This window comes from Massilia sp. Root418, assembly GCF_001425265.1.
Classification (GTDB): Bacteria; Pseudomonadota; Gammaproteobacteria; order Burkholderiales; family Burkholderiaceae_D; genus Rugamonas.
Map to the genome: position 1 here is coordinate 212,377 of NZ_LMEC01000001.1, position 25,750 is coordinate 238,126.

Below are 25,750 nucleotides of genomic sequence, written 5' to 3' on the forward strand. Positions count from 1 at the left end.
ACGATCGGCGGCGCATGGCGGGCGCCGAACCGGCGTACGGAAGCGCGGCACATGTAGGGCGGGTTAGGCGGTACGCCGTAACCCGCCAGCGTTCACGCGACGCCTTCCAGCGCGTCGTTATTGAGCCAGCCGTTCAGGGCGTCGGCCGTCATGGGGCGGGCGAACAGGAAGCCTTGCGCCAGCGGGCAGCCCAGCGACTGCAGGATCTGCGCCTGGCGCTCGTCCTCGACGCCTTCGGCGATCACCGCCAGGCCCAGGTTGCGGCCCAGCTGGATCACCATCTCGGCAATGCTGCTGCCGCGCGCCGAGCCGGTGATCTCGGTGACGAAGGCGCGGTCTATCTTCAGGCGGTCGATCTGCAGGCGCTGCAAGTAGGACAGCGACGAGAAGCCGGTGCCGAAATCGTCGATCGCGATGCTGACGCCGGTCTGCTTGATCTGGCCCAGCATCTTGATCAGCAGGTCCGGCTCTTCCATGGCCATCGACTCGGTGATCTCCAGTTCCACGAACTCGGGCGGTGCGCCGGTGTCGGCCAGCGCGCGGCGCAGCATTTCGAGGAAGTAGGGGTGGCGGAACTGCACCTGCGACACGTTGATCGACATGGTGAAGTTGTCGTGGCCGGCGGCGCGCAAGGTCACCAGTTCGCGGCAGGCGGTGCGCATCACCCACTCGCCCAGGTCGATGATCAGGCCTGAGTACTCGGCAATCGGGATGAAGCGGTCCGGCGAAATGAACTTGCCGTCCGGCGTCTGCCAGCGCAGCAGCGCTTCGCAGCCCACCGGGCGGCGCGTGGCGAGGTCGATCTGCGGCTGGTACACCACGAACAGCTGGTTCTGGCCAAAGGCGGTGCGCAGCGCGTGCATCATGCGCACCCGCTCGCGGATTTCCACGCCCATGCTGCGCGAGAAGTAGAAGTGACCGGCCCGCTGCTGGGTCTTGGCGCGCTTGAGCGCGATGTCGGCGTCCTTCAGCGCGTCCGCGCCGCTGCCGTCGTGTTCCGCCAGGCGCACCAGGCCCAGCGTGGCCGACAGCTGCACGTCCTGGCCGTCTATGCTGAACGGCACCTGGAACAGCGCCAGTATCATGGCCGGATTGACCTGCGCCGCGTCGCCCAGCACGCAGAAGATGTCGCCGCCGATGCGCGCCACCGTGAGCTGCTGGCCCAGGCTGGTCTGCAGGCGCTCGGCCACGGCCAGCAGCAGCATGTCGCCGAACTGGTGGCCGAGGGCGTCGTTGGTTTCGGCGAAGTGGTCCAGGTCCACCAGCGCCAGGCTGGCGTCCTGCTTGGCGGGGCCGGCCAGCGCCGCGTCCAGGATCTCGACCAGGCGGGTGCGGTTGGGCAGCTTGGAGAGCTGGTCGTAGAAGGCGGCGTTGTGCAGGTGCGACACCAGCTCGACATTGTCCAGGCCCACCGCGACGTTGCTGCAGAAGACTTCCAGCAGCCGTTCTTCCAGTTCCGTGACGGGGCGCTCCACCAGCAGGAAGGCCACGAAGGCGCGGCTGGCCTTGCCGGCGAAGTACAGCGTGATGCTGCCGTTGCCGTAGTGGTTGCGGCGCTCGTCGAGGGAGCGCTCCATGGCCTCGGTCACGCGCGGCTCGCTGCGCGCGTTCAGCTGCTGGCCGTCCAGGTGGGCGTAGCTGCCGGCGGCGGCCATGGCCATCAGCTCGTGGCAGCCGCTGTCCGGGCATTCCTGCACGCACAGCACGCCGTTGGCCGGCTGGCGCAGCAGCGAGGCAATCTGGGTCAGCACGCCGGCGGCAAAATTGTGCACGCCGTGCAGCGACATCAGCTCGGTGCTGGCGTGGACGATCTGGTCCAGGCCGCGCCGGCTGTTGCTGATCTTGCGGATCTGTTCGTACGAGCGGATCGCCGCGGTCACCGTGGTGAACAGCTTGATGCGGGTCAGCTCGGACTTGGTCTTGTAGTCGTTGATGTCGTAGTCGCGGATGGCGTCGATTTCCGGCGCATAGCCGGGCTGCCCGGTGCGCAGGATGATGCGCACGTCGGCCAGCTTGAGCGTTTCGCGGATGTAGCGCACCAGGTGCAGGCCGGCGTCGTCCTGCTCCATCACCACGTCCAGCAGGATGACGGCAATGTCCTGCTCGTGCTTGAGCATTTCGCGGGCCTGGCTGGCCGAGTAGGCGTGCACGAATTCGAGCGGACGCTGCTGCATGTCCAGATTGCCGAGCGCAAAGGTGGTGGTCGAGTGGACGTCTTCGTCGTCATCGATGATCATCACCCGCCATACCTCGCGGGAAGCGTGCGCGGCCGGTTCGGCCGGGTGCTCCTCCAAGAATACCAGATCGTCCTGATCGTCCTTGTTTTGGTCAAGGGGCGTGATCGATGGGGGCATGTGTCGCTTCTCCAGATATCTCGGTGTTCTTGGTCCAAGTATATAGCGAATTGTTAGTCAGAACGACCATTTCAGTGCTTTCCTGTCACCAATAACGACAGTTTATGGTTACTGCAATCGTAATTTGTTCGGCTTATTAGTACTGGTGCGTACTATTTCGACATGCCCGCCACGGCCGGGGCGGCGGACTGGTAGAATTGAGAGATTCCCTCAGTCCACTCATATTTTGCTCCCTATGTCCGGTAATTCCTTTGGCAAGCTGTTTTCTGTAAGCACTTTCGGCGAATCGCACGGTATTGCGATCGGTTGCGTCATCGATGGCTGCCCTCCGGGCCTGCCGCTGAGCGAGGCCGATATCCAGCCCGAGCTGGACCGCCGCAAGCCCGGCACCTCGCGCCACGTCACCCAGCGCCAGGAGCCCGACCGCGTGGAGATCCTGTCCGGCGTCTACCAGGGCGTGACCACCGGCACCCCGATTGCGCTGCTGATCCGCAACGAAGACCAGCGCAGCAAGGATTACGGCAACATCTCGGAAAGCTTCCGCCCCGGCCACGCGGACTACACCTATTGGCACAAGTACGGCGTGCGCGACCCGCGCGGCGGCGGCCGGTCCTCGGCGCGCCTGACCGCGCCCATCGTGGGCGCGGCGGCAGTGGCCAAGAAGTGGCTGCAGCAGCAGTACGGCACCGTGTTCAAGGGCTGCATGAGCCAGTTGGGCGACATCGCGGTGCCGTTCGAAGGCTGGGAGCACGTGCCCAACAATCCCTTCTTCGCCGCCAGCGGCGATGCCGCGCTGATCGCGCGCATGGAAGACGCGATGGACGCGCTGCGCAAGGAAGGCGATTCGATCGGTGCGCGCATCGACGTGGTGGCGCAGAACGTGCCGGTGGGCCTGGGCCAGCCGATCTACGACAAGCTGGACGCCGACATCGCCTACGCGATGATGGGCATTAACGCGGTGAAGGGCGTGGAAATCGGCGCCGGCTTCAAAGCCGTTGCGCAGAAGGGTTCCGAGCACGGCGACGAGTTGACGCCGCAGGGCTTCGTCGGCAACAACGCCGGCGGCGTACTGGGCGGCATTTCGACCGGCCAGGACATCACGGTGTCGATCGCCATCAAGCCGACCTCGTCGATCCGCACGCCGCGCCGCTCCATCGACAAGGACGGCAACCCGGTGATGGTGGAGACCTTCGGCCGCCACGACCCGTGCGTGGGCATCCGCGCCACGCCGATCGCCGAAGCCATGCTGGCCCTGGTGCTGATGGACCATGCGCTGATGCACCGCGCCCAGTGCGGCGACGTGCGCGTGTCCACCCCGGATATCGCACGCAGCAAGTAACGCTGAACCCACCCGGCCTTTCCGCGCGGCGGGAAGGCCAACGCCATGCCCACCCAGTTCTTCAGCTACGGCTCCTTCCTTTTCTTTTACTACGCGCACGCGGGGACGTTCTCCACCTACGCCAGCCTGTTCTTCGCCGACAAGGGGATGACGGTGGCGCAGATCGGCGTGCTGATGTCGCTGATCCAGGTGCTGCGCATCTTCGGCCCCAACCTGTGGGGCTGGGTGGCCGACCATACGGAGCGCCGCGTGGTCGTGCTGCGCATGACGGGCCTGGCCGCGCTGACGGCCTTTTCCGGCTTCTTCATCGGCAGCAGCTTCGCTCACTTCTTCGCGGCCATGGTGCTGCTCAACCTGTTCACCAGCGCGCAGGGACCGATCTGCGAGGCGCTGATGCTCTCCGAAATGCGCGGCGATCTGACCCATTACGGGCGCATCCGCCTCTGGGGCTCGGTCGGCTTCATCATCGCCACCATGCTGACCGCCTATGCGCTGGATTACTGGGGCACGCGCGCCTTGCCGTGGACGGCGGGCGCGCTGCTGGTGTGCGTGATCGGCGCCGCATTGCGCATGCGCGACGTCCCGCGCCAGCAGCACGCGGGCCCGCCGCCGGCCCTGCTGGCCGTTCTTCGGCGGCGCGAAGTGCTGGCGTTCTTCGGCTCCACCGCGCTGATGGTGTCGGCCCACACCTCGCTGTACACCTTTTACTCGCTGTACCTGGAGCGCGCCGGCTACAGCAAGACCGTGATCGGCGCCATGTGGTCGCTGGGCGTGGTGGCGGAAGTGATGCTGTTCTACTTCCAGGCGCCGCTGCTCAAGCGCTGGGGCCCGCGCACCATGCTGATGCTGGCCTGCTCGGCAGCCGTGCTGCGCTTCATCATGATCGGCGCCGGCGCGCACTGGCTGGCGCTGCTGGTGCTGGCCCAGCTGCTGCACGCGGCCACGTTCGCGCTGCACCACTCATCGTCGGTGCTGGCGATGCAGCGCTGGTTTGCCGGCCCGCTGCAGGCGCGGGGCCAGGCGCTCTACATCAGCATCTCCTACGGCGTGGGCGGCACGCTGGGCGGGCTGGGACTATCGCAGTGCTGGGAGAGGCTGGGGGCGGAATCGGTGTACTACGTGGCGGCCGGGCTGGCGGCGTGCGCCGCTGGCGCCGCGGCGCTGTCGTTCCGCTGGCAGCGGCAGGATGGGCTGCCTGGCGCTGGCGGCCCGGCGCCCTAGGCGACGCGGTTGCTGACCGCTTCCAGCTGGTGGCGCCGTTCGACAGCCTTGACCACCAGCGCGCGCATGTCGTTGAGCAGGCCGAACTCGGTCTGGCTGAGCTGGATGGGCGGGAAGGATTCGTCCCAGTCGCCGTAGATGAAGCCAGCCGGCTGCAGGTTCGACAGCAGCGGCAGGATGACAAAGCTGCGCGCCTCCGACAGGCTGGCTTTCCACCAGGCCGGCAGCTTGGCAGCGAATTTCGGGTCGCGCGCGTTTTCAATGAAGATCACGCGGTCGCTATTGAGGGCGGCGTGGAACACATTCGGCTCGTATGCCTCGTCGAACGCCATGTCGCCCAGCTTTTCCTTGAGGCCTTCGCCAAAGCACATCTTGGCCGCGTAGCGGCCTTCGCGGCGGTTGCGCACAAACGCCACGGCACGCGAGAAATCCAGTCCCTGGAACACGGTCTCCAGCGCGATGGACACCATCTGGCCCGGGCTGGCCGAATCGACCAGGTCGCGCATGTCGGCCAGGCCGCTGAGCAGGATCTTGTTGCCTTCGGCGCGCTGGCGCGTCTTGGCGAGCGCCTTGGCGCGCCGCTCGGCGGGTTTGGACAGCGGCGCGATCGACAGGTCGTTGGCCGCCACTTCCCTGGCTTTGTCGATGGCCTCGCTCATCAGTTCGGGCGACACGCCCAGCATGCCCGAATAGCTTTCGGTGATGCGTTTGACTTCTTGCGCACCGGCTTCGTCGTCGTGCCACAGCGATTCGGCGCAGCGGGCGGACATGGTGGACAGGCCCGCGATCCAGTCCGCGTGGCTCACTTCGGCGCCTGCCTCGGCCGGCGCTACGGTGCGCATGCCGCTGATCAGGTTCTTCGGCAAGCCCCAGTGCACGGCGGCGGCGCTGCCCACTTCTTCCATGGTCAGCCCCAGCACCTGCAGGGCGGCCTCGTCCTCCTTGCCGGCGCCTGCCACCTCCTGCATCCGGCTCCAGCGTTCCGGCATGTAAAAGGTGATCATCATGCGGCCCAGCGTGTGCAGCAGCGAGCAGACCACGGCTTCCTCGGCGTGGCGGCTGTTGGCGCTGGTGGCCACCTGCTGCGCCACCATTCCGGCCAGCACGGCCTTTTCCATTTCAACGTGGGCGCTGGAGGACGCCGCGCCGGCACTGGCGCCGGCCACGGATAACTCTTCGATCAGCTTCAGGCCCAGCGCCAGGTGGCCGATAGCCTCCGTGCCCAGCACCAGCACGGCCTTGCTGACGGTGTTGACGTGCTGGCCGAAGGCGGAATACATGCCGCTGTTGGCCAGGCGCAGCACCTTTTGCGTGAGCACAGGGTCCGACAGCACGGTTTGCGTCATGTTGAAATCGCTCTCGTCCTCGCCGCGCATGGCGCCAAGGATGGAGGAAATGGCCTTGGCGAACCCGGGCATATCGCCCTGCATGCGGGTACGGTCCCAGAGCTGGGACAAAGTCTTGTTGCCGTCCACGCGCGGCACCTGTTCCGGTGCCTGCGCCGACGCCATTGCCGGATCCAGCGCCGGGGTCATGCCTGCACCTGCCTGACGTCGGGGCGGGACTCCGGCGGCACCAGGTTGGCATAGGTGCGCTCGCGCAGCGCCGCCATGGCGACGTGCGCGGCCATGGGCTTGCCGGTCAGGTAGCCCTGGATGTACTGGCAGCCGCGCTCCTGCAGGTGCGCCAGTTGCTCTTCGGTTTCCACGCCTTCGGCCACCACCGACAGGTCCAGGTGCTTGGCCAGGTCCAGCACGGCGTTGCAGATGGCGCCATCCTTTTGCGACCCGGGCAGGTCGCGGATGAAGGCGCGGTCTATCTTCAGTACGGAGATGGGGAAGCGTTTCAGGTAGGCCAGCGAGGAATAGCCGGTGCCGAAGTCGTCAATGGCGATACGCGCCTTGCGGTCTGCCATCCGGGTCAGGATGGTTTCCGCGTGGGCCGGGTCGATCATCAGCGTGCCTTCTGTAATTTCTAGTACCAATTGCTCACCCGGGAGGCCGGAGAACGCCATTGCGTCGTCCAGCACGTCAAGGAATTTGTCGTTGCGGAATTGCCGAGGGCTAATGTTAACAGAAATGTACAGTGGCCGCTTGGCAACCTCCTCAAACTGCTTGAGCTGCACGCAGGCAGCCTTCAGCGCCCAGGCGCCGAGCAGGTTGATCAGGCCGTTGGTTTCGGCTATCGGGATGAAACGCACCGGCGGCACCATGCCGAGGGTAGGGTGCTTCCAGCGCATCAGCGTTTCGAAGCCTTCGATCTCGCGCGTGCGGGCGTCGACGATGGGTTGGTAGTACAGCATGAACTCGCCTTCGCGCACGGCCTGGAACATGGCCGCTTCCAGCGAAATGTCATGCTCGGGCGGCCCGCTGTGGCGCGGGCTGTAGACCACGCAGCGCGCCTTGCCGGTTTCCTTGGCGCGCGACATGGCTGCATCCGCGAGCGCCACCAGGCGCACTTCGTCCTCGGCGTGCTGCGGGTAGACGGACACGCCGACCGAGGCGCCCAGGTAGATGGTGTGCGTGTCGATCTCGAACGGGGCCTGCAGCGTGGCCAGCAGGCGGCCGGTGACCAGCTTGATCTGCGCTTCCGTGGCGGTGCCGGGCAGGACGGCCACGAACTCGTCGCCGCCCACGCGGGCCAGGGTGTCCGAGTCGCGCAGCGTCTTGCGCAGGCGCGCGGCGGCCATGCGCAGCACGGCGTCGCCCACCGGATGGCCGAGGCCGTCGTTGACTTTCTTGAAACCGTCAATGCCTACCGTGGCCACCGAGAAGCCCTGGCCGGAGCGGCGCGCCTGGGCGATGGTCATGCGGATGCGGTCGGACAGCAGCAGGCGGTTGGGCAGTTCGGTCAGCGCGTCGTGGGTGGCCATGTGGCGCAGCCGTTCTTCGGTGGCGTGCTGCGCGCTCAGGTCGCGGCCCACCGCCAGGATGCCGGCTGCCGGGATGGCGCCGTTGCGGCCATACACGGAGAGGCGCAACTCGAACCAGGTTTCGCCTTGCTCGCAGCGCAGGCGCAGTTCCACGCGGCTGGCCGTGCCGGACTGCACCAGTTCGGCCAGCGCGGACTTCAGTGCAGGCTGGTCGGCTTCGGCGCACAGCGCCACCAGGTTGGCACCGCGCAGGCTGTCCAGGCCGGACAGGGCGACCGCATGCTGGCTGGCGAACAGCACCTCGCCTTGCAAATCAAGCCGGAACACCACATCGCCAGCCTCTTCCAGAAGGCTGTCGATCTCGCTATGGGCGGCGCGCAGGGGCACTGTAGGGGCACTGGATAGCATTGTGTCGGTCTACTCTTTCAGAACTATTGTTGCAAAACCAGAACGAAATGTATCACTGTTGGAGGCTGAAAAACATGAAAAACGACAACATCTATGCATGTTTTGCAAAAAACGGTTGATGCGCATCAAAAACGGCTCTGTTTAGAGTAGCAGAAGGACAAAATTTTGGTCCGGCGGCCGGGCGCGACGGACCCACAATATTTCAGCGAAACCGTTCCACCGGCGCCGGATGACTGGGATAATGCGGGCTATAACCGATTTGATATGAGTAACTCATGAAACAAGACCCGCGCTTCCCCAACCTGTTCATCACCGACCATCCGCTGATCCAGCACAAGCTGAGCCACATGCGCGACAAGGCGACCTCGACCCGCACCTTCCGTGAGCTCCTGAAGGAAATCACGCTGCTGATGGGCTATGAGATCACCCGTGACCTGCCGCTGGGAACGCGCGAAATCGAAACCCCGCTGATGACGATAGACGCGCCCGTCATCGCCGGGCGCAAGCTGGCCATTGTGCCCATCCTGCGCGCCGGGATCGGTATGAGCGATGGACTGCTGAGCCTGGTGCCCTCGGCGCGCGTCGGCCACATTGGCGTGTTCCGCGACCCGGAGACGCACCAGCCGGTGGAATACCTGGTGCGCCTGCCGGACCTGGCGGAGCGGACCTTTATCCTGTGCGACCCCATGGTTGCCACCGGCAACTCGGCGGTGCACGCGGTGGATGTGCTGAAAAACCGTGGCGTCACCGACGAGCAGATCATCTTCCTCGCCCTCGTGGCGGCGCCGGAAGGCGTGGAAGTGTTCCAGAAGGCCCATCCGGGCGTGAAGCTCTATTGCGCTTCACTGGACAGCCACCTGAACGAGCACGCCTACATCGTGCCCGGCCTGGGCGATGCCGGCGACCGCATCTTCGGCACTAAATAAGGGGGCGCAGCGCATGGCGACCCCGGTTGATCCCAACTTCCGCGCGCGCCTCTCTGCGCTGGGAGACAAGTATGCGGCGGGTATACCCGCTACGCTGCAAGCGATTTCGGCTGCCTTGTCTCATTGCCGCAACGCCGATTCCGATGCCGAATCGCTCGAAAAACTGCACAGCCTGCTGCACGGCGTGGCCGGTTCGGCAGCCACTTTCGGCTTCGCCGCATACGGCGCCGAAGCGCGCCGCATCGAGCAGGAACTCCTGCCGTTATTGGGGAAACGGCCCGCCGAGGTGGGTGCGTGGGACGCGCTGGCGGGGCAGGTGGAGCGCTACCTGTCCTGGGCAGCGCGCGACCCGAAAGCGCAGGTTTACGAAGGTTGAAACCGAAGTTTATTTGCGCACCTTTGATATTCCTCAAGCGCGATCGCCGGATCTTGTCTATAGTGACACACATGCCGCGCGAATTTGTGCTCGGGGAGATCTGGCTAGATGGCTACACCACCAAAGTCACATCCTTGCATTTATTTTCGTGAAAACGGGACTTTTCCGTTTTATTCGGTATAATGCGGGATCGTTAGATTCAAGAGTAGTGCAGTTTGTCTGTCATTTCTTACTTGCTTCAAACGATATCACGGGCGCAAGCCCAACTTAACTGAAATAGGAATTGTAATGGCAACTGGTATCGTAAAATGGTTCAATGATTCGAAGGGTTTTGGCTTCATTACCCCTGACGAAGGCGGCGAAGATCTGTTCGCTCACTTCTCGGCTATCCAATCGGCTGGCTTCAAATCGCTGCAAGAGAACCAGCGCGTTTCGTTTGAAGTAACCGCTGGCCCTAAGGGCAAGCAAGCTTCGAACATTCAGCCACTGTAATACGCTGAATCTTACGAGATGAAGAAATCCTCGGTTTCCGAGGATTTTTTTTCGTCTGTACGTTCCGTGCATGGCGGGTTCACGGCTTCGCCTAACCCGCCCTACGATTCGCAGAACCGGTGCTTCGTTTCGTGCATGGCGGGTTACGGCTTCGCCTAACCCGCCCTACGATCCGCAAAACCGGCGCTTTGTTCCGTGCATGGCGGGTTACGGCTTCGCCTAACCCGCCCTACGATCGCACAACCGGTGCTTCCGTAGGGCGGGTCAGGAGCGTAGCGACGTGACCCGCCGGGCGGTCACGCGGCCGTCTTCTCCTGGCGCCAGTACCCCGGCTGCGCGTACGTGCGGCGCAGGAAGTCCACGAAGGCCCGTATCCGCAGCGGCAAGTGATTGCGCTGCGCGAACACCGCGTAAATGTCGTTGCCCGGCGCCGCATACTCATCGAGCACGGTGCGCAGCCGTCCCGCCTCGATATCGCCCCCCACCTCCCACATAGAGCGCCATGCCAGCCCTTTGCCCGCCAGCACCCAGTCGTGCAGCACCGCCCCGTCATTGCAGCCCATATTCCCGCCCACCTTCAGCGTCACGATCTTGCCCTCGTGCCGGAAGGTCCAGCCGCGCTGGGAACCGTCGCTGCTGATGGCCAGGCAGTTGTGCTTGTGCAGCTCGTCCAGCGTACGCGGCGTGCCGTAGCGCTTCAAATAGGCCGGCGTCGCCACCAATACGCGCTGGTTGTCCGCCAGCTTCACCCCTACCAGGCTGGAATCGGACAGCGAGGCGATGCGGATCGCCACGTCCACGCCTTCCCCGATAATGTCCACCACGCGGTCGTTCAGGTTCAGCGTGGCGCGTACGTCGCGGTGTTCGGTCAGGAAAGAGGGCAGTAGCGGCGCCACGTGCTGCCGTCCGAAACCGGCCGGCGCCGACACCAGCAGGTGGCCTGTTGCGCGCGCGCTGCGCTCCGCCACCGCCGCTTCGGCATCTTCCAGCTCGGTCAGGATGCGCTGGCAATCCTCCAGGAAGGCGGCGCCTTCATTGGTCAGCGCCAGCTTGCGCGTGGTGCGCTGCAGCAGCTTCACGCCGAGCCGCTGCTCCAGCGCATCCAGCCTGCGCCCAATAACGGCGGGCGCTATGCCTTCCGCGCGCGCCGCCGCCGAGAGGCTGCCCTTCGCCACCACGTCCACGAAAGTGGAGATCTGTCTGAATTGTCCCATCGCTTCCTTAAGCTCACTTGTGCAAAAAACGCATAGATGAAGTGATTTTTAGTCTTGTTTGCATAACTATTTAGTGAATATACTGCAAAAAACATGTAGACGCCCAGCGCCTATACTGAGGATTCACACTACCCACCATCGGAGATCTCATGACGCAAGCCACCATCACTCTGCCAGCAGGCATGGAAATTACCGGCGCCATCAAGCCCGGCTACGAAACCGTACTGACGCCGGATGCGCTGGCCCTGGTTGCCAAGCTGTCGCGCGCCTTCGAGCCGCGCCGCCAGGAGCTGCTGGCGGCCCGCGTGGCCCGCGCCAAGCGCCTGGATGAAGGCGAGCGTCCTGACTTCCTGAAAGAGACTGCCCACATCCGCGCCGGCGACTGGACCATCGCTCCGATTCCGAAAGCGCTGGAGTGCCGCCGCGTGGAAATTACCGGCCCGGTGGACCGCAAGATGGTCATCAACGCGCTGAACTCGGGCGCCGACAGCTACATGACCGACTTCGAAGACTCGAACACGCCGAACTGGGACAACCAGATCAGCGGCCAGGTCAACATGATGGACGCCGTGCGCAAGACCATCTCGCTGGAACAGAACGGCAAATCGTACAAGCTGAACGACAAGACCGCCACCCTGGTGGTGCGTCCGCGCGGCTGGCACCTGGACGAAAAGCACGTGCTGGTAGACGGCAAGCGCATCTCGGGCGGCATCTTCGATTTCGCGCTGTTCATGATCCACAACGCGAAAGAGCAGCTGGCGCGCGGCGCCGGCCCATACTTCTACCTGCCGAAGATGGAATCGCACCTGGAGGCGCGCCTGTGGAACGACATCTTCGTGATGACCCAGGACGCTTTGGGCATTCCGCAGGGCACCATCAAGGCCACCGTACTGATCGAAACCATCCTGGCTGCCTTCGAGATGGATGAAATCCTGTACGAACTGCGCGAGCATAGCTCGGGCCTGAACGCCGGCCGCTGGGACTACATCTTCTCCTGCATCAAGAAGTTCAAGCTGGACAAGGACTTCTGCCTGGCCGACCGCGCCAAGGTGACCATGACCGCGCCGTTCATGCGTGCTTACGCGCTGCTGCTGCTGAAGACCTGCCACAAGCGCAACGCGCCTGCCATCGGCGGCATGGCCGCGCTGATCCCGATTAAGAACGATCCGGAAAAGAACGAAGTGGCCATGGGCGGCGTGCGCAACGACAAGGCGCGCGATGCCACCGACGGCTACGACGGCGGCTGGGTTGCGCACCCGGGCCTGGTAGACTTGGCCATGGGCGAGTTCACCAAGGTGCTGGGCGACGCGCCCAACCAGATCAGCAAGCAGCGTCCGGACGTGGAAGTGAGCGCCGCCGATTTGCTGAACTTCCAGCCGGAAGCGCCGATCACCGAAGCGGGCTTGCGCTACAACATCAACGTCGGCATCCACTACCTGGGCAGCTGGCTGGGCGGTAACGGCTGCGTGCCGATCCACAACCTGATGGAAGACGCGGCCACCGCCGAGATCAGCCGTTCGCAAGTGTGGCAGTGGATCCGCTCGACCAAGGGGAACCTGGAAGACGGCCGCAAAGTGACCGCGGAGATGGTACGCGCCATGATCACCGAGGAATTGCCGAAGGTGAAAGCCTCGGCGCCGGATGGCAGCAGCATGAACTACGAACGCGCCGCCGAGATCTTCGAAGAGATGTCGACCGCGACCGCGTTTGCAGAGTTCCTGACTTTGCCGCTGTACGAGGAAATCTAAAGGCCGGCGGGTTACGCCGTTCCGGCTAACCCGCCCTACGATTGCGGCATATTCCGGCATATTCGGGCATATTCCGGCGTGTCCCGGCGTGTCTGGCGTGTCTGGCGTGTCTGGCGTAGGGCGGGTTAGCGGGGCATGCCCCGCGTAACCCGCCAGCGTCACGGCGCCTTGCGCTGCGCCAGCGCAGGCCGATCCAGGAAGGCCTGCAACGCCGCCTCGTCGATGCGGTTTCCCTCCAGGCGCCACAGCAGCGAATCGACCCGGTCCGCGCCCCAGAAGAACTCCCTCTCATATTCAAACGTCGGCACGCCGAACACGCCTGCCGCGATGGCCTGCTCGGTCGCGCCCGCCAGTGCCTGTTTCACTTCCGGCGTCGTGGCAGCGCCCACCAGCGCCTTGCCGTCCAGCCCGCATTCATCCGCCAGCCCAGCCAGCACAGCCATGTCCGACACGTCCGCGCCGCGCTCCCAGCAAGCCGCGTACATCGCCACCACAAAACGCTTGCGCGCCGCCGCGTCGACGATCGCCGTACTCATGCGCAGGGCGGGCAGGGGGTTGAAGGGATGGCCGGGCGGCCCGATGAAGCGCAGTCCCTTTGCCGCCGCCAGCCGCATCACATCGCGGAAGGTGTGCACGCGCTTGGCCGGAATCTCGGCCGGGCCTTTCTGGCCGTGCGCATTGAGCATGGCCGCAAACAGCACCGGCACGAACTCCACCGTGCAGTCCGCCGCCTCAATGCGGCCAATTTCCTTGGTGGCCAGCCACGCGAACGGGCTGATCGGATCGAAATAGCATGTGACGCGCTTCATCTGGCCTCGCTTAGAAAGTGTTTTTCCATTGCCGCAGGGCCGCGAACACGGCCACCGGCGCTTCGCCGCCTTGCAGTTTGCCCGCCGCCACCAGTTGCGCGGCGATCTGCGGTTCGGCATACCGCAGGAAGGGATTGGTTTCGCGCTCCACGCCGACGGTGCTCGGCACGGTGGGCACGCCGCGCGCGCGCTTGGCCGTGTCCGCCGCCACGCGCGCCTGCAGCGCCGCGTTGCCCGGATCGACCGCGCTGGCGAAGCGCAGGTTGGACAGCGTGTACTCGTGCGCGCAGAACACCTTGGTGTCCGCGGGCAGGGCGGCCAGCTTGTCCAGCGAATTTGCCATCTGCGCCGGCGTCCCCTCGAACAGGCGCCCGCAGCCGCCGGCAAACAAGGTGTCGCCGCAGAACAGCCAGGGCTCGCCGTCCGGGCGTACGTAAGCGATGTGGCCCAGCGTGTGCCCCGGCACCTCCAGTACCGACAGCCGCAGGTCCAGCCCAGGCACGTCCACCGTGTCGCCCTCGGACAGCGGCCTGGTGACCGTGGCGATGCCGTCATTGCGCGGGCCGTACACGGGCACCGCGTAATGCTGTAATAATGCTGGGACACCGCCTGTATGGTCAGCGTGGTGGTGGGTGAGTAGAATGGTGGTCAGGGTCAGCCCATGGGCCTTCAGTGCGGCCAGGATGGGTTGCGCATCGCCGGGGTCGACCACGGCGGCGTTGGCACCGTCATGAATGAGCCAGAGGTAATTGTCATTGAATGCGGGAACGGTCAGGACGGCAAGCGTGCGGTCAGTGGTCATAGAGAAAGAGCGGCATGGATAGCGCAGCATCCGAAAAATCCATTATAGCGCTGGACGGCTGGCTGCAAACGCCACCGGGCGCCTACGTGCGCGCCTGGGAGCAGGCGCGCCTGGACGAGCTCACCGCCGACATCTTCGGCTTCAACGCTGTGCAGATCGGCTTGCCCCAGATCGACACCCTGGCGGCCAACCGCATGCCGCGCAAATGGCTGGCCGACACGCGGCCGCGTCCGCTGCGCATGGCCAACGGCAGCGAGCTGCGCCAGGTGGCCGTCACGCTCGATTACGCCGAGCTGCCGTTCGCCTCCCAAAGCCTGGACCTGGTGGTGCTGCCGCACGTGCTGGAGTACGCCGCCGAGCCGCACCAGGTACTGCGCGAAGTGGAGCGCGTGCTGCGGCCGGAGGCCCAGCTGATCATCTGCGGCTTCAATCCGGCCAGCCTGTGGGGCTTGCGGCACGTGACCGCGCGCATCACGGGCAACCATTTCCTGCCGCGCGACGGTGAATTCATCTCTATGCCGCGCCTGAAAGACTGGTTAAAATTATTGAATCTGGGCGCAACGCAAAGCCATTTCGGCTGCTACGCGCCCGCTTGCCGCACCGACAAATGGCTGCAGCGCTACGCCTTCATGGACAAGGTGGGGAAGCGCTCGTGGCCGTATTTCGGCGCGGTATACATGGTGCAGGCGGTCAAGCGCGTCAAAGGCATGCACCTGATCGGTCCGGCATGGACCAAAAAATCGGCCCCTGCCCCGGCGGGCGTGCCGGCAACGAACAAAAGGCGGGAACAGCAGGATGGATAAGGTTGAGATTTTTACCGACGGCGCATGCAAGGGCAATCCCGGTACGGGTGGCTGGGGTGCATGGCTGCGCGCCGACGGCGCCGAGAAGGAAATGTTTGGCGGCGAACTGAATACGACCAACAACCGCATGGAATTGCGCGCCGTGATTGAGTCGCTGAATGCGCTCAAGCGGCCGTGCGAAGTGGTGCTGCACACGGACAGCCAGTACGTGCAGAAGGGCATCAGCGAGTGGATACACGGCTGGAAGAAGCGCGGCTGGATGACGTCGGCCAAGGAGCCGGTGAAGAACGCCGACCTGTGGCAGGCGCTGGACCAGGCGCAATCGGTGCATAAGGTGGACTGGCGCTGGGTGCGCGGCCACAACGGCCACCCCGGCAACGAACGGGCCGACCAGCTGGCCAACAAAGGCGTGGACTCGGTCCGCCGATAAGCCGGCTTGCCAATCCGCTCCGCCCGGCCGGGCTTTGTTATACTGCCCGGCTTGCTCCTAGTCTTTCCTGAAGAAATCCATGCGTCAAATCGTTCTCGATACTGAAACCACCGGCATCAACCCCAAACTGGGCAACCGCGTCATTGAAATCGGCTGCGTCGAGCTGGTCAACCGCATGCTGACGGGGAATAACTTCCATGTCTACATCAATCCGGAGCGGGAGTCGGAAGAGGGCGCGCTGAACGTCCACGGCCTGACCACCGAGTTTCTGCGTGACAAGCCGCGTTTCTTCGAGATCGCCGACAAGTTCCGCGACTACATCCAGGGCGCCGAGCTGATCATCCACAATGCGCCGTTCGACATGGGCTTCCTGAACCACGAGTTCCGCATGCTCAACATGCCGCCGGTGGACGACCACATTAACGGCGTGATCGATACGCTGGCGGTCGCCAAGGAAATGCGGCCCGGCAAGCGCAACTCGCTGGACGCGCTGTGCGACTTCTTCGGCATCTCCAACGCGCACCGCAAGCTGCACGGCGCGCTGCTCGATGCCGAGCTGCTGGCGGACGTCTACCTGTCAATGACGCGCGGCCAGAACAGCCTGGGCATGGACGAGGAAGAAGAAGTGCAGGTTGGGGGCGTGCTGCTGGAGCCGGTGCCGCTGGCCGACATCATCGTGCTGGCGGCCGACGACGAGGAGCTGGCTGCGCACGAGGACACCTTGAACGGCCTGGACAAGGCCGTCAAAGGCGCCTGCATCTGGCGCGCCGCGCTGGCGGTTCCCGCAGCGTAAGAATTTTCGCGTTTGCCCTTTTACAAACGCGATCGGTGCGCTATAATGCTCGCACTCAACGGGAGGTTAGCTCAGGGGTAGAGCACTGCATTCACACTGCAGGGGTCGCAAGTTCGAAACTTGCACTTCCCACCAGGATTACACTGCGAAATCAGGCAGTTAAAAAAAGCCGGCTCATTGCGAAGTCGGCTTTTTTTTTCGCCGGTGTCATGTGCGGGTGTAATCTCATCCAGTCTCTCTTTATGCGGCGGGTCCAGGCTTGCGGCGCCGCACCGCGCCGGCAAGCACCGCAACGCCGGCCAACATCATTGCGTAGCTGTGCGGTTCAGGCACCGGCAAGAGCGCGGTCGCGGCGGTGGTCTTGATCAGAATTTCCAGCTCGCCGAAGCCTTCGTTCGACGTGGCGAAGTAACCGCCGAGCGGCAGGCTCGCCAAGCCGCCATCGTTCACCACGGTGCTGGTCGAGCGCAACTCGCCACCCATATACAGGTTCATCACGATCTCGGTGCGGGCGCTGCCTACGCCGGCATGCGCGACGTCGCTGAAGGTGACGCCCTGGACGTTCACCATGGTGTACTGCGATGCAAAGTAGGAGTAGCTCAGGCGCGTTATGCCGAACAGCGCACTGTCCGGCAGCGTCGCGCTGGCGGAACTGGCCAGCGCGAACGGCTCCACCGTGTTGTGGATTTCACCGAAGTCGAGCACCATGCCGTGCGAGCCCAGCTGGTCATACTGCGATTGCCAGTGCCACGTAGCGTCGCGCCAGGCGGCGGCAGTGGATGTGCTCGATGGGCCTGGATTGAGCCAGACACCCGCCACGGCGCCGTCCTCGGCGTTAAGGTCGTCCCACGTGATAGAGAGGTTGTTCAGGCTGGCGGTGGCGCGCGCGTTGTGCGGATCGGCGTGGGCCGAAGGCATGCACAATAGCAGCGACAGTGCGGTTAACGCGGGTAAGGCATGAAGGCTTTTCATATGACGCCCTATGGTAAGGTTTAGGGAGTTTGTCCGGAAGTGAACGTGGCCAGTTCATCTAACGCCATATCGGCGGCGGCCCACCCAGCCCACCAGGCCCAGGCCCGCCAGCAGCATGCCGTAGGTTGCGGGTTCCGGCACGGGTGACGGAATCATCAGGGCGAGCGAGCAACCGAGATCGCCGCAGATTTCCGTCCCGACCGTGCCGTTGTCGCCGATGGCGAAAACCTGGGTGAGCGTGGCGCCGGTTGATTGCGCCACTTCGAGGCTAAGGTCCACTACCTGGCCCAGCTTGTTGTACAGCAGGAAGCCGTCATTCGACTCGCCGAGTATGGTGCCGGTACTGTTCATGTCGGCCACGGAGCGTGTGAAAATCCCGCTCAGGTCGGTTGTCACTCCGTCGTGGTAAAGAAAGCTCTTGGTCGTCCCATTGGGGAGGTACGCCGTGCCGAGCACCGAACCGTCCGCGCTGACGCTCAAAGCGGCGCTGGACGTTGCGCCCTCGGGCACGCCGAGATCGGTCATGACACCGTCCTGATAAATGAAGGCATGCGTGGCGAAATAGTTCTCGCCCACGTGTGAATTCCCGACAATCACGCCCGCGTCGTTGATGTCGGTGGCAAACGAGTCGCGGCCGCCCAGGGTGCCCAGTTCGGTTGCTGCGCCATTGCTGTACACCATGGCACGGTAGCTGAACACGTCGGTATTCATGGCGTAGCCCACGGCCACGCCGTGGTTGTTGATGGCAAGCGCCGTGGAGGAACGGCCGTCGTTGAGCAACGTGGTCGTCTGTCCATTGGCCAGCAGTGCGGCCACCCCGCCTGGCGCTGTGCCTGCCATGACGCCGGCATTGTTGATGTCATGGATATTGGCGAGCTGGCTTGCTAGATAAGCGGCCTGGTGGTTCTGATAGAGAAAAGAGCTGCCTGGAAATTCCGGCCCAAAGCTCACATACCCCGTCACCTGGTTGCTGTTGTTGATGGCGGAGATCGTGCCACCGGAACTGTACTGCCAATCCGTCATGATGTTGAGGTAGTTGAACGTGTACGGGCCGGCGTGGGCCACCGCCGGCAATAACAGGGCCAGTGCTACCGCTTGCGCACGTGCGACGCATCTTGCAAGTGTCATGTCCATCTCCTGTTCAGGGTTCCCCTTGCGGGTGGACAGGCAATAGTAGCGGGCCGGAGATGCGCATGACTGCTTTGTTGCGCGCTATTGTTGTTTATTTGCTTTGTGATTTTCTGTGATAAGTGCGTGGCACGAACAGTGTTAATGAGCCTGCCCGCCCGGGCGCCTTCCCTGCCATTTCGAGGTTCGGGTGTAAATTGGCACTAGACGACTGGTCTAATTTAACTTATAGTGGCAGTCATGAGCACAACAACACCCGCCGACACGAGCGAAGTTCGCGACCACATCCTTGCTACGGGCCAGCGCCTCATGGCGGGGAGGGGTTACTCGGCTGTCGGTTTGAATGAGATTCTGACGAGCGCCGGCGTGCCGAAGGGCTCCTTTTATCACTACTTCAGTTCCAAGGACGCGTTTGGCGAGGCCTTGCTGCACAGTTACTTCGACGATTATCTGGCGGAGATAGACGCAACGCTGGCTCAGCCGGGGCAGTCCATGGCGCAGCGCCTTATCAGCTACTTTGAGGCGTGGCGCGACAACCAGTCCTTTCTTGACTGCCAGGGCAAATGCCTGGCGGTGAAAATGGCGGCCGAAGTGGCGGACCTTTCGGAGGCGATGCGCCTTGCCATGAAGCGCGGCACCTCCGGCATTGTCAGCCGGCTGACGAAGGCGATCGAAGGCGGTGTGGCAGAGGGCTCGCTGGCGATTGATGGCGATGCCGGTAGTACGGCACAAAGCTTGTACCAGCTATGGCTGGGATCGAGCGTGATGGTCAAGGTAGAGCGTGATGGGGCACCGTTCGACACCGCGATGCGGACGACGCGCCAAATTCTCCACCTGCCACCCGAGTAGCGCAGCAAACAGGCATTTCGGCAGGGATGCCTTTTTTTGACCGTATAGCTAGACGACCGGTCTAATAGTAAAGTGGATGTACCAACCCTAGGAGAAACAACATGAAAAAAGTATTGATGGTTCTGACTTCGCACGACAAACTGGGCAACACCGGCCGCGATACCGGCTTCTGGCTGGAGGAGCTGGCGGCGCCGTACTACGCATTCAAGGACGCCGGCCTCGACGTCGTGCTGGCGTCGCCCAAGGGCGGCCAGCCGCCGTTGGACCCGAAGAGCAATGAGCCGTCGTTCCAGACCGATCTGACGCGCCGTTTCGAAGCCGATGCGGCCGCGACGGCACAACTGGCGGCCACCGTACGCCTCGACAGCGTCAACCAGGCCGATTTCGATACCGTGTTTTACCCGGGCGGCCACGGCCCATTGTGGGATTTGGCCGAGGACCGTCACTCCATCGCCTTGATCGAAGCCTTCCTGGCCGCCAACAAACCAGTCGCGCTGGTCTGCCACGCGCCGGGCGTGCTGCGTCATGTGAAGACGCCCGATGGCCGTCCGCTGGTGGAGGGCAAGAAAGTCACCGGCTTCACCAACAGCGAGGAAGAGGGCGTGGGCCTGACCGACGTGGTGCCCTTCCTGGTGGAAGACGAGCTGAAGGCCAAGGGCGGCCTGTATTCCAAGGGCGCTGACTGGGGCTCCTACGTGGTTGCCGACGGTCTGCTGGTCACCGGGCAGAACCCGGCCTCGTCGGCGGAGGCCGCTGCCGTGTTGCTCAAGCAGATTGCGTAACTCGGCCTGCCGGCGCGCCGCCGCGTAGGCGGGGCGCCGGGTCTTCGTCGGTGCAGCCGCTCTCCACCTTGCTCAACGCTTCCGTCAAGGCGCTGCGCAGCAAGGACAGCGACTGCGCCTTCTTTTCCACTTCCCGGATTTTCTCGCGGATGAGCAGTTGCTTCTTGGCGGGCGCCAGCGCATCCTGCTCCCACACGCCGATCACTTCCGCGATTTGCTTCAGCGTGAAGCCGAGGGCCTTGGCGTGGGTGATGAGTTCGATGCGCCGCAGTGCCACCGGCGAGTATTCCTTGTAGTTGTTGCTCAAGTGCGGCTGGGTTGCTTCGCTGAGCAAGCCCATGCGTTCATAAAATCGGACCGTGTCGCGGGAGACGCCGGCCCGGGATGCAATTTCACCGATACGCATTCCTGTTTCCTTTAATCGAGATGGTGGTCGAAAAGTGCTTGACCGTGGACCTTAGACCACGCTTTACAGTCAGCACCTTCTCAACTACATCAATTCAGCATGCGACCAATCAATTATCGCAACACGACCGTCATGATAACAGGCGCTTCATCGGGCATCGGCCTGGCTTTCGCCGGCGCGCTGGCCGCACGCGGCGCGGATCTGATCCTCGTGGCACGGTCCGAGGACAAGCTAAACGGCCTGGCGCGGGACTTGGCGCGGCGCCACGGCATCCAGGCGCACGCGCTTGTTGCCGACCTCACCGCACCCGGCGCGGCCGCCGAGGTTCACGTACGCGCAACCGCGCTCGGCCTGGCGCCGGACGTCCTGATCAACAATGCCGGCTTTGCGACGCACGGCCATTTCGACCAGTTGCCGCTGGCACGCCAGCTCGACGAGATATCGCTCAATTGCAAGGCCGTGGTCGAGCTCAGCCACGCGGTGTTGCCCGGAATGCTGCGGCGGGGGCAGGGTGCCATCATTAACGTGGCGTCGACCGCCGCGTTGCAACCCTTGCCCTACATGGCCATCTATGGCGCAACCAAGGCGTTCGTGCTGTCCTTCTCTGAGGCCTTGTGGCAGGAATACCGCGAGCGCGGCGTGCGCGTGCTTGCCGTGTGTCCCGGCGCCACCGACACGGCGTTCTTCGACGTGGTCGGCGCGGCGGAGGCCGGTGTCGGCACGCGCATGGCGCCGGACACCGTCGTCAACGTGAGCCTGCAGGCGCTGGACCGCGGCCTGAGCCATGTCGTGCCCGGGAGAGCCAATCGCCTGCTTGGCTGCTTGCCTCGGATGCTGCCAAGGCAGGCGATTTTGCAGATCGTCGCGAACATGCTGAAACCCCGTCAGCCTGCCGTGAACTGAGGCTCGCAGGCGCCGATGCTTACCCCCGGGCGCGACGGCGGCCCAGCCAACCCGCCACGCTCAGCCCGGCAAGCAGCATGCCGTAGGCCGGTCGCCGTGCCGTTGCCATAGTCGACCGCGCGGTATCTGAACAGGCCGCCCTGCGGGGCGTATCCGATCTTCCGTGATAAGTGCGCGGCACGGACTGTGCTAGCAATGCGGCTGGCGCGACGAAAAGTCCTGGGCGCGGAAGCGGAAAATTCGCTGAGTGTGGCTTGGCCAACCGAGCCGAAGCGCAGTTCCGGCTACGATGAGTCCTCGCTTACTCAGCCCGGGGACTTCTTATGCTTAGCACCGATCCCGTACAAGAACTCAGCGTGCAGCAATGGCTGCTCGCCTACGGCGGCACGCTGCTGTCCATGCTGGCGCTGGACGCCTTGTGGATCGGCCTGTACATGGCGCCAGCGTACAAGTCGGCGCTGGGGGACCTGATGCTGGAGCAGCCGCGCTTCCTCGCCGCCGCCGCGTTCTACCTGGTGTATGCGGGCGGCGTCGTGTTCCTGGCCACCGCGCCCGGCCTGCGTGCGCTGAGCTGGCAGGCTACCGCTGTGCACGGTGCGGTGCTGGGTTTGATCGCCTACGCAACCTACGACCTGACCAATTATTCCATCCTCAAGGCTTGGCCGCTCGGCCTGGCGCTGGCGGACATCGCCTGGGGCGCAGTCCTGACCGCCATCGCTGCCACGGCCGGTTGGCATGCAGCGAGCCGCTGGGGGCGGTGAGGCGGCAGGCTACTCGACCCAGGCAAAGCCGTCGCGCGCCAGCAGCGCGAACGATTCGGACGGGCCCCAGGTGCCGGCCGCGTACTTGCACGGCTTCTCGGCCAGGGTGCCCCAGCCGTTGATGATGGGCTCCACCCATTCCCATGCGGCTTCCAGTTCGTCGCGCCGCATGAAGTGGGTGAGGCGGCCGCGTACCACGTCGATCAGCAGGCGCTCGTAGGCCTCGGCGCGGCGCTGGGAGAAGGCGGACTGCAGGTCCAGGTTCAGCTCCACCTGCTGCATCTGCATGCCGCTGCCGGGCTGCTTGGCCATGATCTGCAATTTGATGGCTTCGTCCGGCTGCAGTTCGATCACCAGCCGGTTGGCGACGCCGCCCGGACTCTCCGGGAACAGCGGGAACGGCGGATTGGCGAACTCCACCACGATCTTCGACGAGCGGCTCTGCATGCGTTTGCCGGTGCGCAGGTAGAACGGCACCTTGGACCAGCGCCAGGTGTCGACATAGGTGCGCAGCGCCACGAAGGTTTCCGTGCTGCTGCCGGCCGGAACGTTGGGCTCCTCCAGGTAGCCGGGCACTTCCTGGCTGCCGTTGGCGCCGCGTACATACTGTCCGCGCACCGTATCGCGCGCGATGCCGGCCAGGCTGAAACGGCGCAGCGAACGCAGCACCTTGAGTTTTTCATCGCGCACGGAATCGGGCGCCAGCGAGGCGGGCGGCTCCATGGCGATGATGCACAGCAGCTGCAGCAGGTGGTTCTGGACCATGTCGCGCATGGCGCCGGCGCTGTCGTAGAAGCCGGCGCGGCTGCCCACGCCCACTTCCTCGGCCACCGTGATCTGCACGCTGGAAATGTTCGGCGCGCGCCACAGGGGTTCCAGGATGGAGTTGCCGAAGCGCAGCACCATCAGGTTCTGCACGGTCTCCTTGCCCAGGTAGTGATCGATGCGGTAGATCTGCGATTCCGCGAAATGTTTGCCGACCGCTTCGTTAATCTCGACGGCGGAGGCCAGGTCGCGCCCCAGCGGTTTTTCCAGCACCACGCGGGCGTTGCGGTCGACCAGGCCGGCCGCCGCCAGCTTGTCGCAGATGGTGGTAAACAGGGACGGCGCGGTGGCCAGATAGAACACGCGCTCGGCGCCCGCGCGCGACACGCTGGCCAGCGCCGCCAGGTCGTCCTGCTGCACGTCCAGGCGGACAAATTCCAGCAGCTGCAGGAAGCTGCCCCATGCCTCTTCGGTGAAATTGCCCCCGGTGATGAAGGAGCGCGAATGTTCTTCCACGAAGGCGAGGTAGGCGTCGCGGCCGAAGTCCTGGCGGCCGGTCGAGATGATGCGGGTCGCGGGCGGCAGGTTGCCGTGCAGGTGGGCCATGTACAGCGCCGGCAGCAGCTTGCGCATGGCGAGGTCACCCATGCCGCCGAAAATGATCATGTCGAGGGGCAGGCTGGTATCGGTGTGAGCGGACGTAGTCATGTCGTTCGGGCTTGAGGTTGGTAGCGGGGACTTGTAACTATAGCAGTCTTATGCTGAGAGCAAGCTACAAGGCATGCTTTTGCACATGGCCGATGAACGCGTCCGCCGCCAGGGGCTTGGCGAAGTGGTAGCCTTGCGCGGTCTGGCAGCCCCAGCTGCGTATCATGGCCAGCGATTCCGCTGTTTCCACACCCTCGGCGACGACCTGGTAATCCAGCTCGCCGGCCAGCGCGATCAGTGAACGCACAATGCGCTGGTCGCGCGCGTTCGTGTGCACGTTGCGGATCAGCGACTGGTCCACTTTCACCACGGTGGCCGGTACGTTCTGCAGATAGGAGAAGTTGCTGTAGCCGGTGCCGAAGTCGTCCAGCGCCAGGCTCATGCCGGCGGCGCGCATCGCGTGCATGGCTTTGAGGATGCTGGCGCTTTCCATCCACGTGCCTTCGGTGCATTCGATCTCCACGTAGCGCGGCTCCAGCGCGAACTCGCTGCAGGCGCCAAGCAGCCGGGTGCAGATGTCCGGCTCGTCGAAATTGTAGGCCGAGAGGTTGATGGCGATTTTGATGGGATAGCCTTGCCGGTGCCAGGCCGCCGTCTGCCGGATGGCGGTGCGGATGATCCAGTGCGTGAGCGGTCCGATCAGGGCGGTCTTCTCGATCAAGGGGATGAATTCGGCCGGCGACACAAAGCCGAGCTCGGGATGGTTCCAGCGCAGCAGCGCCTCGGCCGCATGGCAAGTGCCGGTGCGCACGTCGTGCTTGGGCTGGTACACCAGGTGGAAGGCGTCTTCCTCCAGGCCACGGTGCACGCTGTTGAGCAAGCGGAAGGCGCGCTGCTGGCTGGCGTCGGATTGCGGATCATACAGGCTCCAGCGCAGGCGCGAGATCAGGGCCTGGTTGACGGCGGCCGAGGCCTTGCGTGGCGCATCGGTGGACGATTGCGGGCACAGCCTGAACTGCACAATGCCGCCGAAGCTGACCAGGTTGAGCGGGAGGCTGAGCCCCAGCAGCGGCTCCTGCAGTGCCGCGTCCAGGCTGTGCACGAAGCCGATGAAGCCGGCCGCGCCGCTGTCTTTCGAGAGCAGCGCGAAGCGCGTGTCGGTGATGTGGTACAGGGTGGCGCGTTCGCGGAACAGGCCGGACAGGCGGCGTGCCACGCTGCGGACCAGGTCGTCATATACCGCCACGCCGAGCACGCTGGCAATCTCGAAGGCCTTGGCCGCGTCCGGCATGTCGATGTAGACCAGCACCCGCTCTTCGCCCTCGGCGAGCGCGCACTGCTCCTGCAAGTCCGCCTCCAGCTGGAACTTGTTGGCGATGCCGCTGACCGCGTCCACGTGCCCGACCGCGCGCCGCAGCTCGATGTGCGACATCACCAGCGCCGCCAGCGCCTGCAGCTTGCCGCGCTGGTCCGGGTCCAGCCGGCGCGGCGCCTGGTCGATCACGCACAGGGCGCCCACGGCAAAGCCGTCGCGCGTGAGCATGGGCGCGCCGGCGTAGAAGCGGATCTTGTCCGGACCGGTCACCATTGGGTTGCCGCGGAAGCGCGGATCGTCTTGGGTATCCTCGATGACCAGCACTTCGGCACCCTCGATGGTGTGGGTACAGAAGGAATGTTCGCGCGAATCGCCCGGGGTGCAGAAGCCGGTAGCCGCCTTGAGCCATTGCCGGTCGCGGTCGATCAGGGAGATGAAGGCGCCCGGCATGCCGAAAATGGTCATGGCCAGGCGCGTCACGCCGTCGAAGTACTCGTTGGTCTGGCTGTCCAGGATGCCCAGGCTGGCCAGTGCGGCAACGCGGTCCTCGTCCGAGTTCCGAGGCATCATTTCCGTGCTATTTGTTGTCATGTCTAGGCGCAATATAAGTTTCTCTGCCTATATGGTATAGCGG

The 25,750-nt window shown here is 64.2% G+C and carries 24 protein-coding genes and 1 tRNA gene; 14 read left to right on the top strand and 11 right to left on the bottom strand.

Going from position 1 to position 25,750, the window contains the following annotated elements:
• Positions 1 to 92: 92 nt before the first annotated feature.
• Complete coding sequence (locus tag ASC94_RS00835; protein ID WP_056389359.1) at positions 93 to 2,354, bottom strand: EAL domain-containing protein; 2,262 nt, start codon at positions 2,352 to 2,354, stop codon at positions 93 to 95.
• A 235-nt stretch (positions 2,355 to 2,589) separates the two neighbouring features.
• Here ASC94_RS00835 and aroC point away from each other — a divergent pair, with 235 nt between their 5' ends.
• Positions 2,590 to 3,693: a chorismate synthase gene (aroC, locus tag ASC94_RS00840; protein WP_056389362.1), complete on the top strand. Its 1,104-nt coding sequence runs from the start codon at positions 2,590 to 2,592 to the stop codon at positions 3,691 to 3,693.
• 45 nt (positions 3,694 to 3,738) lie between these two features.
• Positions 3,739 to 4,914 carry an MFS transporter gene (locus tag ASC94_RS00845; RefSeq protein WP_056389365.1) on the top strand — a complete coding sequence of 392 codons (1,176 nt, stop codon included), beginning with the start codon at positions 3,739 to 3,741 and terminating at the stop codon, positions 4,912 to 4,914.
• On the opposite strand, the gene ASC94_RS00850 is transcribed toward ASC94_RS00845, so the two are convergent.
• Together ASC94_RS00850 and ASC94_RS00855 are read right to left on the bottom strand one after the other, a co-directional pair.
• Positions 4,911 to 6,425, bottom strand: coding sequence for an HDOD domain-containing protein (locus tag ASC94_RS00850; protein ID WP_056391965.1), 1,515 nt, complete (start codon positions 6,423 to 6,425; stop codon positions 4,911 to 4,913). The genes ASC94_RS00845 and ASC94_RS00850 overlap by 4 nt on opposite strands.
• Positions 6,426 to 6,445: 20 nt before the next feature.
• Complete coding sequence (locus tag ASC94_RS00855; RefSeq protein ID WP_056389368.1) at positions 6,446 to 8,194, bottom strand: bifunctional diguanylate cyclase/phosphodiesterase; 1,749 nt, start codon at positions 8,192 to 8,194, stop codon at positions 6,446 to 6,448.
• Between the two features lie 275 nt (positions 8,195 to 8,469).
• Here ASC94_RS00855 and upp point away from each other — a divergent pair, with 275 nt between their 5' ends.
• From upp to ASC94_RS00870, 3 genes are all read left to right on the top strand, one after another.
• Entirely contained in the window at positions 8,470 to 9,120 is a 651-nt protein-coding gene (gene upp / locus ASC94_RS00860; RefSeq protein WP_056389371.1) for a uracil phosphoribosyltransferase, read from the top strand.
• A gap of 13 nt (positions 9,121 to 9,133) precedes the next feature.
• Positions 9,134 to 9,496, top strand: a complete 363-nt coding sequence (locus ASC94_RS00865; RefSeq protein WP_082615989.1) for an Hpt domain-containing protein — start codon at positions 9,134 to 9,136, stop codon at positions 9,494 to 9,496.
• Between the two features lie 288 nt (positions 9,497 to 9,784).
• Positions 9,785 to 9,988 carry a cold-shock protein gene (locus tag ASC94_RS00870; protein WP_008448165.1) on the top strand — a complete coding sequence of 68 codons (204 nt, stop codon included), beginning with the start codon at positions 9,785 to 9,787 and terminating at the stop codon, positions 9,986 to 9,988.
• Positions 9,989 to 10,284: 296 nt separating this feature from the next.
• Here the strand turns inward: ASC94_RS00870 and ASC94_RS00875 are convergent, their stop codons facing one another.
• Positions 10,285 to 11,202: a LysR family transcriptional regulator gene (locus tag ASC94_RS00875; protein WP_056389377.1), complete on the bottom strand. Its 918-nt coding sequence runs from the start codon at positions 11,200 to 11,202 to the stop codon at positions 10,285 to 10,287.
• 149 nt (positions 11,203 to 11,351) lie between these two features.
• Between ASC94_RS00875 and aceB the strand changes: the two genes are divergently transcribed.
• Positions 11,352 to 12,950, top strand: coding sequence for a malate synthase A (gene aceB, locus ASC94_RS00880; protein WP_056389380.1), 1,599 nt, complete (start codon positions 11,352 to 11,354; stop codon positions 12,948 to 12,950).
• A gap of 158 nt (positions 12,951 to 13,108) precedes the next feature.
• Here aceB and ASC94_RS00885 read toward each other — a convergent pair whose 3' ends face one another.
• The gene (locus tag ASC94_RS00885) at positions 13,109 to 13,759 is read right to left on the bottom strand and encodes a 2-hydroxychromene-2-carboxylate isomerase (protein WP_056389384.1); all 651 of its coding nucleotides are present in this window, start codon (positions 13,757 to 13,759) and stop codon (positions 13,109 to 13,111) included.
• Between the two features lie 10 nt (positions 13,760 to 13,769).
• Positions 13,770 to 14,561, bottom strand: a complete 792-nt coding sequence (gloB, locus tag ASC94_RS00890; protein WP_056389387.1) for a hydroxyacylglutathione hydrolase — start codon at positions 14,559 to 14,561, stop codon at positions 13,770 to 13,772.
• A gap of 14 nt (positions 14,562 to 14,575) precedes the next feature.
• Here gloB and ASC94_RS00895 point away from each other — a divergent pair, with 14 nt between their 5' ends.
• The 4 genes from ASC94_RS00895 (at position 14,576) to ASC94_RS00910 (ending at position 16,722) form a co-directional block, all read left to right on the top strand.
• Positions 14,576 to 15,364 carry a class I SAM-dependent methyltransferase gene (locus ASC94_RS00895; RefSeq protein ID WP_056389390.1) on the top strand — a complete coding sequence of 263 codons (789 nt, stop codon included), beginning with the start codon at positions 14,576 to 14,578 and terminating at the stop codon, positions 15,362 to 15,364.
• Positions 15,357 to 15,794, top strand: coding sequence for a ribonuclease HI (gene rnhA / locus ASC94_RS00900; RefSeq protein WP_056389394.1), 438 nt, complete (start codon positions 15,357 to 15,359; stop codon positions 15,792 to 15,794). The genes ASC94_RS00895 and rnhA overlap by 8 nt, the downstream gene beginning before the upstream one ends.
• Before the next feature lie 79 nt (positions 15,795 to 15,873).
• Complete coding sequence (gene dnaQ / locus ASC94_RS00905) at positions 15,874 to 16,587, top strand: DNA polymerase III subunit epsilon (RefSeq protein ID WP_056389400.1); 714 nt, start codon at positions 15,874 to 15,876, stop codon at positions 16,585 to 16,587.
• 60 nt (positions 16,588 to 16,647) lie between these two features.
• Positions 16,648 to 16,722 (top strand) — tRNA-Val (locus ASC94_RS00910).
• Positions 16,723 to 16,827: 105 nt separating this feature from the next.
• Here ASC94_RS00910 and ASC94_RS00915 read toward each other — a convergent pair.
• Together ASC94_RS00915 and ASC94_RS00920 are read right to left on the bottom strand one after the other, a co-directional pair.
• Positions 16,828 to 17,505 carry a PEP-CTERM sorting domain-containing protein gene (locus ASC94_RS00915; protein ID WP_056389402.1) on the bottom strand — a complete coding sequence of 226 codons (678 nt, stop codon included), beginning with the start codon at positions 17,503 to 17,505 and terminating at the stop codon, positions 16,828 to 16,830.
• A 108-nt stretch (positions 17,506 to 17,613) separates the two neighbouring features.
• Positions 17,614 to 18,687 carry an HAF repeat-containing PEP-CTERM protein gene (locus ASC94_RS00920; protein WP_162251378.1) on the bottom strand — a complete coding sequence of 358 codons (1,074 nt, stop codon included), beginning with the start codon at positions 18,685 to 18,687 and terminating at the stop codon, positions 17,614 to 17,616.
• Between the two features lie 240 nt (positions 18,688 to 18,927).
• Here ASC94_RS00920 and ASC94_RS00925 point away from each other — a divergent pair, with 240 nt between their 5' ends.
• The gene (locus tag ASC94_RS00925) at positions 18,928 to 19,536 is read left to right on the top strand and encodes a TetR/AcrR family transcriptional regulator (RefSeq protein ID WP_056389408.1); all 609 of its coding nucleotides are present in this window, start codon (positions 18,928 to 18,930) and stop codon (positions 19,534 to 19,536) included.
• Positions 19,537 to 19,637: 101 nt separating this feature from the next.
• Positions 19,638 to 20,318 carry a type 1 glutamine amidotransferase domain-containing protein gene (locus ASC94_RS00930; protein ID WP_056389411.1) on the top strand — a complete coding sequence of 227 codons (681 nt, stop codon included), beginning with the start codon at positions 19,638 to 19,640 and terminating at the stop codon, positions 20,316 to 20,318.
• Here the strand turns inward: ASC94_RS00930 and ASC94_RS00935 are convergent.
• On the bottom strand, positions 20,302 to 20,724 hold the full coding sequence (locus ASC94_RS00935) for a MerR family transcriptional regulator (protein WP_056389414.1): 423 nt from the start codon (positions 20,722 to 20,724) through the stop codon (positions 20,302 to 20,304). The two genes, ASC94_RS00930 and ASC94_RS00935, sit on opposite strands and share 17 nt — an antisense overlap.
• A 99-nt stretch (positions 20,725 to 20,823) precedes the next feature.
• Here ASC94_RS00935 and ASC94_RS00940 point away from each other — a divergent pair, with 99 nt between their 5' ends.
• On the top strand, positions 20,824 to 21,627 hold the full coding sequence (locus ASC94_RS00940; protein ID WP_056389417.1) for an SDR family oxidoreductase: 804 nt from the start codon (positions 20,824 to 20,826) through the stop codon (positions 21,625 to 21,627).
• A 323-nt stretch (positions 21,628 to 21,950) separates the two neighbouring features.
• On the top strand, positions 21,951 to 22,388 hold the full coding sequence (locus ASC94_RS00945) for a DUF2177 family protein (protein WP_056389420.1): 438 nt from the start codon (positions 21,951 to 21,953) through the stop codon (positions 22,386 to 22,388).
• 9 nt (positions 22,389 to 22,397) lie between these two features.
• Here the strand turns inward: ASC94_RS00945 and zwf are convergent, their stop codons facing one another.
• Both zwf and ASC94_RS00955 read right to left on the bottom strand, forming a co-directional pair.
• A complete protein-coding gene (zwf, locus tag ASC94_RS00950; RefSeq protein WP_056389423.1) occupies positions 22,398 to 23,861 on the bottom strand; it encodes a glucose-6-phosphate dehydrogenase in 1,464 nt (487 codons plus the stop codon).
• Positions 23,862 to 23,925: 64 nt separating this feature from the next.
• Positions 23,926 to 25,686, bottom strand: a complete 1,761-nt coding sequence (locus tag ASC94_RS00955; protein ID WP_157201231.1) for a sensor domain-containing phosphodiesterase — start codon at positions 25,684 to 25,686, stop codon at positions 23,926 to 23,928.
• Positions 25,687 to 25,750: the final 64 nt, after the last annotated feature.